This is a genomic window from Lysinibacillus sphaericus (assembly GCF_006864135.1).
GTDB lineage: Bacteria > Bacillota > Bacilli > Bacillales_A > Planococcaceae > Lysinibacillus.
The window spans coordinates 27,220-39,309 of sequence record NZ_SADV01000028.1; the positions used below are offsets into that span (position 1 = coordinate 27,220).

At 36.4% G+C, this 12,090-nt stretch carries 12 protein-coding genes; 7 read left to right on the forward strand and 5 right to left on the reverse strand.

What is annotated here, in order from left to right:
* The first annotated feature begins 26 nt into the window (after positions 1-26).
* The 3 genes from C7Y47_RS21340 to C7Y47_RS21350 all read left to right on the forward strand — a co-directional run bounded on the left by C7Y47_RS21340 (position 27) and on the right by C7Y47_RS21350 (position 2,523).
* Positions 27-1,202, forward strand: a complete 1,176-nt coding sequence (locus C7Y47_RS21340; protein WP_142510588.1) for a DUF418 domain-containing protein — start codon at positions 27-29, stop codon at positions 1,200-1,202.
* 204 nt (positions 1,203-1,406) lie between these two features.
* Positions 1,407-1,961 (forward strand): SLOG family protein, encoded by a 555-nt coding sequence (locus tag C7Y47_RS21345; protein ID WP_142510589.1) that lies wholly within the window; start codon positions 1,407-1,409, stop codon positions 1,959-1,961.
* A 247-nt stretch (positions 1,962-2,208) separates the two neighbouring features.
* Entirely contained in the window at positions 2,209-2,523 is a 315-nt protein-coding gene (locus tag C7Y47_RS21350) for a hypothetical protein (RefSeq protein WP_142510590.1), read from the forward strand.
* Between the two features lie 96 nt (positions 2,524-2,619).
* On the opposite strand, the gene C7Y47_RS21355 is transcribed toward C7Y47_RS21350, so the two are convergent.
* From C7Y47_RS21355 to C7Y47_RS21365, 3 genes are all read right to left on the reverse strand, one after another.
* Positions 2,620-3,948: an L-cystine transporter gene (locus tag C7Y47_RS21355; RefSeq protein WP_305067666.1), complete on the reverse strand. Its 1,329-nt coding sequence runs from the start codon at positions 3,946-3,948 to the stop codon at positions 2,620-2,622.
* A gap of 312 nt (positions 3,949-4,260) precedes the next feature.
* Positions 4,261-5,217, reverse strand: coding sequence for a GGDEF domain-containing protein (locus C7Y47_RS21360; RefSeq protein WP_142510592.1), 957 nt, complete (start codon positions 5,215-5,217; stop codon positions 4,261-4,263).
* The gene (locus C7Y47_RS21365) at positions 5,177-6,076 is read right to left on the reverse strand and encodes an EAL domain-containing protein (RefSeq protein WP_142510593.1); all 900 of its coding nucleotides are present in this window, start codon (positions 6,074-6,076) and stop codon (positions 5,177-5,179) included. Before C7Y47_RS21365 ends, C7Y47_RS21360 begins: the two co-directional genes overlap by 41 nt.
* A 536-nt stretch (positions 6,077-6,612) precedes the next feature.
* Here C7Y47_RS21365 and C7Y47_RS21370 point away from each other — a divergent pair.
* The 4 genes from C7Y47_RS21370 to C7Y47_RS21385 all read left to right on the forward strand — a co-directional run bounded on the left by C7Y47_RS21370 (position 6,613) and on the right by C7Y47_RS21385 (position 10,530).
* Complete coding sequence (locus C7Y47_RS21370) at positions 6,613-6,798, forward strand: hypothetical protein (protein WP_142510594.1); 186 nt, start codon at positions 6,613-6,615, stop codon at positions 6,796-6,798.
* Positions 6,788-8,206 (forward strand): amidase, encoded by a 1,419-nt coding sequence (locus C7Y47_RS21375; RefSeq protein ID WP_142510595.1) that lies wholly within the window; start codon positions 6,788-6,790, stop codon positions 8,204-8,206. The genes C7Y47_RS21370 and C7Y47_RS21375 overlap by 11 nt, the downstream gene beginning before the upstream one ends.
* A gap of 179 nt (positions 8,207-8,385) precedes the next feature.
* Positions 8,386-9,546 (forward strand): PucR family transcriptional regulator, encoded by a 1,161-nt coding sequence (locus C7Y47_RS21380; RefSeq protein ID WP_142510596.1) that lies wholly within the window; start codon positions 8,386-8,388, stop codon positions 9,544-9,546.
* Positions 9,547-9,648: 102 nt separating this feature from the next.
* Positions 9,649-10,530 carry a DMT family transporter gene (locus C7Y47_RS21385; RefSeq protein WP_142510610.1) on the forward strand — a complete coding sequence of 294 codons (882 nt, stop codon included), beginning with the start codon at positions 9,649-9,651 and terminating at the stop codon, positions 10,528-10,530.
* Positions 10,531-10,574: 44 nt separating this feature from the next.
* Here C7Y47_RS21385 and C7Y47_RS21390 read toward each other — a convergent pair whose 3' ends face one another.
* Both C7Y47_RS21390 and C7Y47_RS21395 read right to left on the reverse strand, forming a co-directional pair.
* Positions 10,575-11,144: a YitT family protein gene (locus tag C7Y47_RS21390; RefSeq protein ID WP_142510597.1), complete on the reverse strand. Its 570-nt coding sequence runs from the start codon at positions 11,142-11,144 to the stop codon at positions 10,575-10,577.
* A 369-nt stretch (positions 11,145-11,513) separates the two neighbouring features.
* On the reverse strand, positions 11,514-12,035 hold the full coding sequence (locus C7Y47_RS21395; RefSeq protein ID WP_142510598.1) for a DUF2179 domain-containing protein: 522 nt from the start codon (positions 12,033-12,035) through the stop codon (positions 11,514-11,516).
* Between the last annotated feature and the right edge of the window lie 55 nt (positions 12,036-12,090).

Below are 12,090 nucleotides of genomic sequence, written 5' to 3' on the forward strand. Positions count from 1 at the left end.
ATAACCAATTAAGGAGATAAAACGCAATGAAAACTAACCGTGTTACCTTTATTGATACAATGCGTGGTTTTAGCTTATTCGGCATCTTAATGGCGAATTTATTGATTTTCCAGTTTGGCATGTATGGTAAAGATGAACCAAAAGATCTATCCATCCTCGATAATGGAGCCTGGTATTTTGTAAAAATCTTTATAGAGGGATCATTTATGCCGATCTTCACCATTTTATTTGGCTTCTCTCTTATTAAGCTTATAGAGTCTATTCGTAGAAAAAAAGATAAGAGTCGATGGTCCATTTTACGCCGCGCAACAGGGCTAATTGCTTTAGGTTTACTACATAAAACATTTTTATGGGATGGCGATATTTTATTTTCCTACGGGATGATGATATTGTTTTTAATTCCATTTATTAATCGTAAACCGAAAACTTTATTCATTTGGGCTGGTATCTTCTTAGTACTTATTACTAGCTTATCATTTGGTTCCACAGAAGAAACGAAAAAAGAACAGCAAGAGTTAGCAACCTATGTAGAAAAAGCCGACAATGTATACGCTAACGGGAGCTACTTAGACATTTTTAATTTCCGTGCAAATGATGTACCTCCGGGTATGGATGATGCAGGATTAGTCTTTGTCTTATTAGTGTTCCTTGCACCAATGTATACTTCTGCATTGACCCTTTTCGGCATGGGGCTTGCTAAAAAGCAAGCTTTTGTGAATATGGAAGATGAAAAGAAATGGTATAAGCTCGGCGCTCTGCTTGTTCCAATTGGGCTAGCTTTAAAGAGTCTGAGTTTTATTATAGAAAGCAGTTTTTCCGGTATGCTGTTAATAGGTGGCTCTGAATTATTAGCAGTTGGCTATGTCTGCCTTGCCGCTCTAATATATAAAACTCGCCCAGTACAACGTCTCGCTCCTGCCTTTGAGAGTGTTGGTAAACTATCATTAACTAATTATCTAATGCAAACTATTATTTGTACAACAGTATTTTATGGATATGGTCTAGGCTTATACGGCAAGTTAGGCGTGTTTGGCGGTATTTTATTTGGAATCGTCGTGTATAGCTTGCAATGTGTTTTCAGCCTTGCCTATTTCAAGAAATTTAAACGTGGACCATTTGAATCTGTACTGCGTGTATGGACGAATTGGTCTTGGAACGGACAGATCAAAATAAAACAGAAAGGAAGTACTTTACATGAATAGTGGCTCCAAAGAGGACTTTACAGATACATGGTGGTTCTTAGGAATCTGTACTGCTGTAGCTGCCGTTTTAACACTATTTGCTTTTTAATATAACAATCAACTTTACTTGGGAACAACTATATAACAATATCTTGGAATTCGTTTTCGTTCGCCCCCTACTGTATACTATGACTACACATACTATACAGCTTAGGGGGCGTTTTTTTGCTACAGCGAATTATTATTACTGGCTATAGACCACATGAATTGGGCATTTTTAATGACAAGCACCCCGGCATTGCCATTATAAAAAAAGCACTCGAAAACCGTCTGCGTATATTGATCGATGAAGGTTTAGAATGGGTAATTATTAGTGGCCAGCAAGGTGTAGAAACATGGACTGCTGAGGTTATACTTATGTTAAGAGAGGAATTTCCTCATTTAAAATATTCTGTTATCACTCCTTTTTTAGAGCAAGAAAAAAATTGGCAGGAACATAAAAAAGAGAAATATCAAGCATTAATAGCTCAAGCAGACTTCGTAACGAGTGTAACGAAAAAACCATACGAGGCTCCGTGGCAATTTATCGAAAGAGACAAATTCATTATCCAAAATACAGATGGTCTGCTGCTTATTTATGATGAAGAAAATGAAGGCTCTCCGAAATATATGAAGCGTCTAGCAGAAAAATATATGGAAACACACGACTATATACTTTTGATGATTACCGCTTATGATTTACAAGTAGTAGCAGAAGAAATGCAGCAACAAGATTGGTAGGGAAAATATTGCTATAATTTTCCGATAATTATATACTTGAACTATATTAGTCTAGACTTATGGATCATCATAATAGCGTGTGGTTGATCTCCATTCCGACTGGGCGCTTTCCAGGAGTCGCCCAGTCTCACTCCAATCAACTTATATAAAAAAATATCATCCCTAACTTTAGGTGATAAGTATTAGCAATAGGTTACGTCTTTTTTCTACCCTTTAGTGCTAATTTCTAAAAAGGAGCTGCTAACATTTGAGTAAAAAAATCGAAATGGTTCTTGAGTCGTCGCCGGTGAATGTTTCTCATGATACGTACCGCAGAGAGTGCAAATATACACGCGGGATTCATATTGAAGAACAAGAGTTTAAAGCAATTTTGGATGCAATGTGCCACGATTCTCGCTTGTATTTTGATTTCCATAATCCACGCAGAGAGATTAAAAAAGGAACATATTTAAATGGACACTCTGGGTTAGCGCGTAGTATTTATAATTACTATAAAACAAATCATAACATTGAACTGACCGAGATTATAAACGGTAAAGATTTTTATGTAAAAATAATATAAAAATTTCATATTTTTAAAGTGGGTTGTTTCTTACATAACAGCCCACTTTCATGTCCGTAAAAAAGAGCTACCCTATATGAGAGTAGCTCTGTCTTTTTATAAATCTGAAACTTGAGCACCTAATTCTTTATTATTGTACATTTCAGTGTCCAATTCTTTTGTAATACGTGCTGTTGTCACACCTGCAGTCATTGAACCACTTACATTAAGTGCAGTACGGCCCATGTCGATCAATGGCTCAACTGAGATTAATACACCCGCAAGTGCAATCGGTAAATTAAGTGCTGATAATACTAGAATTGCTGCGAATGTCGCACCACCACCAACACCAGCTACACCAAATGAGCTGACAGCTACAACTGCAATAACAGTAATGATAAATACTGGATCAAGTGGATTAATCCCAACTGTCGGTGCAATCATAATCGCTAGCATTGCAGGATAAACACCAGCACAGCCATTTTGACCAATAGATAGACCAAATGAACCCGAGAAGTTCGCAATACCCTCAGGTACACCAAGACGACCTGTTTGTGTTTTAATATTCATTGGTAAAGCACCTGCACTTGAACGTGAAGTGAAGGCAAATAATAATGTTTCCGCAGTTTTCTTTAAGTACGTAAATGGATTTAACCCGCTTAAAGTAAGAATTAATAAGTGTACGATAAACACGATAATTAACGCTACATAAGATGCAACAACAAACTTACCTAGGTTATAGATTGCCCCGAAATCAGATGTCGCAACTGTACGTGCCATAATTGCTAAAATACCATATGGTGTTAAACGTAAGACAATTGTTACAACGCCCATTACTAATGCATAAATGGCATCCAAGCCCTTTTTAATAGTAGCTGCAGTGTCTCCATCCTTACGTGCTACACGTAAATAAGCAAAACCTAAAAATGCTGAAAAAATTACAACAGCAATTGTTGATGTAGATCGAGCACCTGTTAAATCTAAAAATGGGTTCGCTGGGAATAACTCAATAATTTGAGTTGGTAAATCCGGCGCAGTTAATCCAGAAGTTTTTTCCTCTAAATACGCCCCACGCTCTGCCTCTACAGCACCTTGCATAATATGTGAAGCATCTAAATGAAACACTGTTGCTGAAAAAATACCAACAGCAGCTGATACAGCAGTTGTACCGATTAAAATAACTAAAATCAGAGCTGCCATTCTCCCGAAGTTTTTACCAACCTTCATTTTCGTGAAGGCGATTAAGATAGAAATAAAAATTAATGGCATCGCAACCATTTGTAGTAATTTAACATAACCAGTACCAATAATATTGTACCAATTTGATGTTTTAGCTAACACATCAGAATCAATACCATATATTAAATGGAGTCCAAGACCAAGTACAATACCTAAGCCTAAAGCCGTAAAAACACGATTTGAAAACTTAACGTGCTTTTTATTCATAAAATATAAAATTCCAACGAATACGAGTAAGACGGCAACGTTAAGAATAATTTGTAATGTAGACAATGAAAAGCCTCCTAAGAAGTTTAATTATAATGTAATCGAATTATATACCTATAATCCCTATAATTCAAGTATGTTTTATTTAGATTAATAATTTTCTAATGTGAAAGAATTTTATTTCTTTTGATTATGCCCTAAAAACGAAATTTAATAAAAAATGCTTATTGAATATGTACATCTTCTTCGCGGAAAGCGACCATTATAAAAAAAGACTGTGGGCAAGCTTGCCTACAGTCTGACCTATTTCGCCTAATGAACGAGGTAGGTTTCTTTTTCATTGTCATGAATGAGATAACAACTTCCCGTAATTTTTTTACATTGCTTTTTTACACGTGTCACCGCATCCGACAATTGGTCAACAGATTCAAATTGCTGATATTGATTAGTCATAACCGCAATGGATAGCGTGATACAAGATAAAGGCTCTAATTCACCAGCTCTATTTTGTACTTGTAAGTATGTTAAATCCCCCACATCATAAAAGCTTAAAATAAATGCATCAAACTCATCAATAATTTTTTGACAGATTGGGGCAACCTCATAATGCGGAAGAATCGCAACGAAATCATCTCCACCAATATGTCCTAAAAAATCTTCTGTACCCACGATATTTCTTTTCAAAATATCGGTTAAATACAGTAATATCTTGTCCCCTTTATTAAAACCGTACGTGTCATTGTATGATTTAAAATGGTCTAAATCAAAATACATTAAACTATATTGCGGTAGCTGCAATGCTTCCTCTAGCTTTTCATCAATTAATTTATTGCCAGGAAGACTACTTAATGGATTTAAAAAACTAGCAATAGCTACTTGTGTGTCTACTAGCTTCAACAGTAGCTCCCGAATACTTACCACGCCGTAATATAAGTCATTCCTTGTTACAACCACATCATCATATAGGTCCTCTGAAGGTCTAGACATTGCTAATGTACTGACCTCTGTTATAGGTATATTGCGATCTACAATGAAAGGATTTTCTTTAATAATAAGCTGATTATGTCGTCCGATAAATAAATTATAGCCATACCTTGTACCAATTTTTTGATAGAAATGTGTACGTGTAATATGGCCAATTGGTTTGTCATCTCGGACAACGACAACACTACGTAATGACGGATTATTTATAAAAAGTAAATCCACCTCTTGATTTTTCACAAATTCATCAATACAAGGAACATTTTCTATGACTTCCCCTATCTTCATGGTCACCCATCCTTATTTTCCCCAAATGTATTTCCTTTGCGGGTTTCCCTACCGCATAACCTTGTGCGTAGTGGATTCCAATAGTATGTAAATACTCAAGTTCTTCCTGGCGTTCAATACCCTCTGCAATAATTTTTGTCTCAGCCTGCTCTGCGTATCTCATCAGCAATGTAACGAGCTGCTGCTGTTCGCTGTTTTTATCAATAAATTGTATTAAAGAACGGTCTAGCTTAATAAACTCAGGCTTTAAGTAAATAAGCGTTTTCAAGCTATTATAGCCTGAACCCACATCATCCACTGCAATTCGGTAGCCCTGTGATCGATAATGTGATAATACACGTTCAAACTGTGCAAAATCTACCACTGCACTACGTTCAGTGAGCTCAAACACTACCTGCTGTGGTTTTATGCCAAGCTCCTTTAATAGCTCCAAGGTTTCACCACTATGGTAGCTCTTATCTAGTAAAACATTAGGATGTATATTGACGAATACTAGAAAATCTCGATTCACCCATTCTCCGTGCAGTCGTTCTTTAAAACGCTGCAGTGAAAGATTACGACAAAAACATTCAAATAAAAATACACAGTCTGTTTGCCCAATAAATTCATAAAACTGATCGACACTATGAAACAATACGGAAGGCTCTGGACGATTTAATACCTCAAAGCCAACCGTTTGCCTCGTCTGTAAATCGACGATAGGCTGAAAATAAGTATGTAAATTCTTGTCCTGAATAATTTGTTTCAAAGCTTTTAAACGTTTTATATAGAGAGTATTGTTTTGATGCTGCCCGTATAAATACTTTAAATAAGAAAATAAATTACTTGTTTTTATGCTTTGTCTCACAACAGACTCCATTCTCGCACCTCTTAAATTGGTTATTAGGGTCTATTGTACGCTTGGATTGTAAATGTACTGTGAATAATATGTAAAAAGAGGTGGCTCTAGCACTAGAAATCCTTTTCAACCGTTGACATTGCTCTATTAAAAGTAATCTTAATTACTTGATAGAGTAGTATATTTTTCGCAATATACAATATATTCAATCAACTCATTGATATAAATTGTAAATAGTGTATGCTTATAATTAATAGTATTTTATTAACTTTTATAGGAATTTGTTATTTTTACAGTACTACACTAATTCAACCCCATAAGCAAAACGTATACCATGTATTAGTTGATTGGGGTGAAGGCTGAGCAACTCCTTGGGGATCATAGCGTCACATATGAAACCCAAGGAGCTCAAGCCTCATCGGACTCCCCCAGGGAAGATCCCAATCGGAGCGGAAATCGCCCTCACGTTATGGCAATAATTCTTTATAATAAAAAGATTTGTTCTTTATAGGGAAACTTATTTAGATAAAAACTATTTTCAAGGGAGGATCCTGTTAATGAGTTTGTCAATTCAACAATTATTGGAGAACAAAGGAATTACACCAAAGTCTGAACACCTTGAACTTCTAAAAGCGCGTTGGGAAGGTATGCAATCCCTTCGTGGTAATTTAGAAGGCATCACTATTGATGATGCTGATATCGCTATCCGTAGCATCCCTGGAGGTGACCACATTGACAACTGATTTACACTTAAAATCTGTTGAAGAATTAGCATCTTTACTTGAAACTAAAAAAATCTCCCCTGTCGAGTTGACGAAAGCAATTTTAGATTTTGCTGAAGAAAGTCAGCCTAAAATTAATTCATATATGGCTTTTTATCGTGAAGAAGCCCTAGCACAAGCACAAGTGGTAGAAAAAGAAATTTTGAATGGACAGTATCGAGGAATGTATCACGGGATTCCTATGGCATTAAAAGATAATTTGTACTTTAAAGATAAGATAACTACGATGTCATCAAAGATTCATAAGGACTTCATTTCAAACTATGATGCGACGGTTGTTGAAAAACTTCGTAATGCCGGTGTTATTTTCACGGGTAAATTAAGCATGCATGAGTACGCATGGGGCATCACGAATAATAATCCTCATTACGGACCCGTTCGCAATCCATGGGATTTGGATAAAATCCCTGGCGGTTCTAGTGGCGGCTCCGGCGCAGCAGTTGCAGCAGGGGCAAGCGTTGCATCATTAGGTACAGATACTGCAGGCTCTATTCGAATCCCTTCATCAGCCTGTGGAATTGTCGGCTTAAAGCCTACTCATGGGCGCGTAAGTAAATATGGCTGCTACCCTCTTGCTTGGAGCTTAGACCATATTGGTCCAATGACAAAGACAGTAAAAGACTCAGCTGGCTTACTTGGGATTATTTCTGGATTTGACCATAGAGACCCTACTTGTACAGACGTTCCAACAGAGAATTATGTACAGCAAATCTCGGGTAATGTGAAGGATTTAGTCATCGGCATCAACGAAGAATATTTCTTTAACAGAGTAGATTCCGATGTAGAGAAGGCTGTTCGGGCAAGTATTCAAAGCTTAGTGGATCAAGGAGCAAAGGTTGAGATCGTTCGAATTCCTTCCTTGCAATATGCAGAGTGGGCAGAGCTCGTTACTTCCCTTTCGGAGGCAGCTGCAATCCATCATTCCGATTTACAGAAAAGACCACAGGATTTCGGAGATGATATTCGTCTGTTATTTGAACTAGGTGAATTACCATCTGCGGTTGATTACCTACAGGCTCAACAGGTGCGACGACAAATAAAGCAAGAATTTACACAGATTTTTAATCAGGTTGATGTACTTATTACACCTACATTACCTGTAGTGGCAAGTGCTATTGGTGATGACTTTGCATATTTAAACGGTGAAAAAGTTGATTTAATTGATAATATCATTCGTTTTACAGGCCCAAGTAACTTAACAGGGTTACCTGCCCTTTCCGTTCCTTGTGGCTTTAAAGGTAATTTACCAGTAGGCCTCCAAATCATTGGTCCAGCCTTTAAAGAAGGTCGTATTCTTAACGTTGGATACGCTATTGAACAAACGAATCCAATGAAAAATAGAAAACCTAATATTTTCGCTAATATCTAATTTTAATAATGTGGGCGAATCTGCTTGCTTTACGGACTTTGTCTGTAGAACTTCAGCAGATTCTTTTTAATTGGTTGGTTTATCAGCGATTCGCATTGTCTTATCAGCTATTTCACTGCGCTTATCAGTTATTATAAGTAATAGAAGCTCAATCACAAGAAAGGTTGTTTGATAGCCTAATGAACGTAGAGAACTTTTTACGATTACCTATTACAAAAGATTTTACAGTTATTGCTGGTCGCAATGGTTTACATAAACCCGTTGAGAATGTGGAAATTCTAGACTTTGAATTTTCACCTGATATACAAACTGTGAGAGAAACGATTTTCACACCGAATAGTGTTGTTTTAAGCAGTTTATTATTCGCAAAGCAAAAGCCAGAATATTTATGGAATGCCGTGAAAAACCTTATTGAGCTGGGGGCAAGTGCTCTAGCTTATAAACCTGTTATCTATGAGGATTTGCCTAAGGAAGTGATCGTCTATGCGGATGAACAAAGTTTCCCGATATTGCGATTTGGCGGAGATGAATTTTTTGAAAAGATTATTTTAGAAACGATGGCCTATGCAAAAACGCAGGACTATTCATTCTTTTTAAATACGATTATGCGACGTATTATGGAGGAAGAAGTAACTGATGAACAAATAAAGTCTATTTTACAGCAAATCAATAAGCCCTTTGAAAAATATATATTTGTTGCTAATATTCAAACGCAAGATCATGCAAATAGTCAATGGATGCAATCCCTTTTCCAATTAGAGCCTCTATTGAAATCTGGTATGATTTGTACCTATAAAAAGAGCCTCTTCATTGTTATGACCCATCCATCACAGCAATTTCAATTTAAAAAAACTCTCAATGAATGGTTAACGTTGTTTGCGCTCTCGACGGATTCAATGACCTTCGGCTATAGTCGTTGTCACATAACACAAACAGAATTCCCTATTGCTGTTCATGAAGCCTTTTATGCACGCATCATGGCTGAAATTAAAACGGCTCCTATATGTCATTATGAGAACCTCGCTTCCGATTCGTTATTAATTGAATTGCATCGTAAGGACGCTAAATTTGCTATGGACTATGTAAATAGCTATCTTGGTCCCCTATTCGAGGAAAAAGTCGATCCGGACTTAATGAAAACAGCAATCACCTATGTCGTAAAACAAGGAAATATTAAAGAAGTAGCCGTTGCTCATTTCTGCCATCCAAATACAATCCGTTATCGTATGTCAAAAATACGTCAGCTAGTAGCACCTTTAGAAAATGATTATGTTTTTTATGAGCGCATAGCTGTAGCCGTTAAATTGTACTTATTACATAGCAAAACGATTGTTGAATGACAGCTTTGGAATAAGTACAAAAAAACGCCTGAATCTTTAGAATTAAAATCAAATTATTTTCTCCCATCTCATGTTATTCTATTGAAGTTAGGAGGAAGAATGATGAAACAATACATAGCTGATGGTATGCTATTAGTCACTGCAATCGTTTGGGGTAGCGGTTTTGTCATAACGGCTATTGCATTAGAATATTTAACAGCCTATCAAGTAATGGCAGGTAGATTTTTATTAGCTTCAATTATCCTGATAGTCTTATTTGGATATAAATTAAAAAAAGTTTCAAAATCAGTTATCTGGAAAGGTATTTTGTTAGGGACCATTTTGTATATTGCCTTTGCCCTTCAAACAGTAGGGCTACAATATACAACACCATCTAAAAATGCATTTTTAACCGCTGTCAATGTCATTATTGTTCCATTGATTGCGTTTGCGGTATACAAGCGCCGTATAGATGGCTATGAGATGATCGGTTCGATTATAGCTATTGTCGGCATCGGTTTTTTATCATTACAGGGCTCACTGACGATGAATATCGGAGATGCTCTTTCCTTAGCTTGCGCTGTCGCCTTTGCCTTTGATATTTTTTGTACGAACCTGTTTGTCCAAAAGGAAGATGCCATTGCTCTGACGATTATTCAATTTATCACAGCATCTTTTTTAGGCGTTTTGGTCGTAGTCAGTCAAGGTGATATTCCAACTACTCTTGAAAAAGAAGCAATCTATTCAATCGTTTACTTAGCCATTTTTTCAACTACTCTCGCCTATCTTTTTCAAAATATTGCAAATCAATATACATCTGCTACAAAGGCAGCTATTATTCTGTCTACAGAATCCTTCTTCGGCATGGTCCTATCCGTTATATTCTTACATGAAGTATTAACAGGGCAGATGGTTGTAGGGGCCGTACTGATTTTACTCGCCATATTAATTGCAGAAGTAAAGCCTGCACACCCTAAAAAACGAATGATGAAGAGCTCTCGATAACGAATTTCAAAATAGTTTCAGTCCTATACTGAAGCTATTTTTTATTAAACACGGCTAGTCATAATACTTGTAGTAATCCCTGCTACCAAAATTGTAATAATAGAAAGCAATAATGTATTAGAAGATAAAAGCAGTCCCCCTATGACGATGACGATTGAATCTATTATAAAAATAAGTATCCCGACATTAATTCCAGTTTTGTCACTTAAAAATTGGGCAATCAAATCTGTACCACCAGTGCTTGTCTGAAATCTAAGCATCAAACCAACACCAAAGCCCATAAGTACCCCTCCAAATATGGCGCTATAGATGGCATCTACATGAATAAGATTCCGGACGGGCTTTAGTAAATCGATACTTAGAGAATATGCGAATAATCCATGGATACTATTGTAAAAATACGCTCTGTATTTATACCAAGAAATAACGAAAATTGGGATACTAATAATGATGATCATTAAACCTATTTTAAGCTTATATATATAGTGTAAAATAAGCGCTATCCCTACAACGCCCCCATCTAAAATTTGATAGGGCGTTAAGAATAAGTTTATCCCTAATGCTACCGCTGCACTTCCTATAAGAATGACCAAGCCTTTCGTAAAAAAATACATACAACACCCCTTTCGAGACTTGCATGTTTTTATAGTATGAAAAAATCAATTTGAACATGTTATTGTTCACGTCTGTTGGTATAATAGTATTAATATTTTTTATCGAGCTCGGTCGCTAAATTTCTCACTTTTAACTCCTTGCAACGGATGTGACGGAATCGGAAAGAGGTCAGTAAAGAATGTTAGCAGTTATCGTGCAGTCCTAAGCACAAAGCCAATTCCGACGCATTGTTTATCTGCGCGAAAGCGTAGCGACAGCAGCACATTATACCCGGCATAATTGCTTGTGATGGTACGATGTTTCGATGGATTGTATACACAAAAAAATGCCCTTCTGCATATAGACAAAAGGGCAATGTTAAGGAAAAACTATTTATGTTTTACCTTCATTCGATCCAGTAAAAATCCACCTTTAAATGATTTAGGCTCGTACGAAATAATAAAAGCATTCGGTTCATAATGCTCAACAATTTGGAACAATTCCGTCTCACGGTTTCTCTTTGTTAATATTTCATATTTATAGCGGTTACTATCTCTCCCCTCACCAATGTAAATCGTGACCGCAAACCCTTCATTCCGAAGAAATTTCACAAGTTCTTCATTCTTATTTTGCGTATTAATAGTCGTATAAACATAGCCAATTGCTAATTTACGTTCAATTTTGGCCCCTAAAAATATACCCAACCCAAAGCCAACTGCATAAAAGACCATAGCTAACATACTTTGCTTCCCACTAAAGACGAGTGAAAGGCCAAATACATACACTAACATCTCCAGCATACCGAATATGGCGGCAAGGAAAGTAACGTTCTTCACTAAAAGTATTGTACGTAACGTTAAAAAAGGCACATAAATTAATTGAAGTATTAAAATCAGAAATATACTTTGCATTTTGTAAGAAACCTTTCAAAAGTAATTTTATATGTTTTAAATATATGTTGGGACA

Coding starts and splice junctions, on each gene's coding strand:
- C7Y47_RS21365 (WP_142510593.1), bottom strand. CDS start 6,076: ATGGAGTCTGTTGTGAGACAAAGCATAAAAACAAGTAATTTATTTTCT.
- C7Y47_RS21380 (WP_142510596.1), top strand. CDS start 8,386: ATGAACGTAGAGAACTTTTTACGATTACCTATTACAAAAGATTTTACA.
- C7Y47_RS21390 (WP_142510597.1), bottom strand. CDS start 11,144: ATGTATTTTTTTACGAAAGGCTTGGTCATTCTTATAGGAAGTGCAGCG.
- C7Y47_RS21385 (WP_142510610.1), top strand. CDS start 9,649: ATGAAACAATACATAGCTGATGGTATGCTATTAGTCACTGCAATCGTT.
- C7Y47_RS21360 (WP_142510592.1), bottom strand. CDS start 5,217: ATGAAGATAGGGGAAGTCATAGAAAATGTTCCTTGTATTGATGAATTT.
- C7Y47_RS21395 (WP_142510598.1), bottom strand. CDS start 12,035: ATGCAAAGTATATTTCTGATTTTAATACTTCAATTAATTTATGTGCCT.
- C7Y47_RS21340 (WP_142510588.1), top strand. CDS start 27: ATGAAAACTAACCGTGTTACCTTTATTGATACAATGCGTGGTTTTAGC.
- C7Y47_RS21355 (WP_305067666.1), bottom strand. CDS start 3,948: ATGAATAAAAAGCACGTTAAGTTTTCAAATCGTGTTTTTACGGCTTTA.
- C7Y47_RS21370 (WP_142510594.1), top strand. CDS start 6,613: ATGAGTTTGTCAATTCAACAATTATTGGAGAACAAAGGAATTACACCA.